Source organism: Phyllobacterium calauticae, assembly GCF_019991125.1.
GTDB classification, from domain to species: domain Bacteria; phylum Pseudomonadota; class Alphaproteobacteria; order Rhizobiales; family Rhizobiaceae; genus Phyllobacterium; species Phyllobacterium calauticae.
The window spans coordinates 1-425 of the sequence record NZ_JAGENB010000037.1 but is presented as its reverse complement, the minus strand read 5'-3'; the positions used below and the strand labels follow the sequence as shown (position 1 = coordinate 425).

1 rRNA gene is annotated in these 425 nt (G+C 53.9%); it reads right to left on the bottom strand.

Going from position 1 to position 425, the window contains the following annotated elements:
* A 16S ribosomal RNA gene (locus J1W56_RS25845) occupies positions 1-425 on the bottom strand; the annotation flags it as partial.

Sequence of the window (425 nt, the reverse complement as noted above, 5' to 3'; positions counted from 1 at the left end):
CTGTTTGCTCCCCACGCTTTCGCGTCTCAGCGTCAATATCGGTCCAGGAAGCCGCCTTCGCCACCGGTGTTCCTCCTAATATCTACGGATTTCACTCCTACACTAGGAATTCCACTTCCCTCTCCCGTATTCAAGTCTGCCAGTATCCAATGCACTTCCCGGGTTGAGCCCAGGGCTTTCACATCAGACTTATCAGACCGCCTACACGCGCTTTACGCCCAATAATTCCGAACAACGCTTGCACCCTCCGTATTACCGCGGCTGCTGGCACGGAGTTAGCCGGTGCTTCCTTTGGGGGTACCGTCAAGTACAAGGATATTAGCCTCAATACATTTCTTTCCCTTCGACAGAGCTTTACGACCCGAAGGCCTTCATCACTCACGCGGCGTTGCTGCGTCAGGCTTTCGCCCATTGCGCAAAATTCC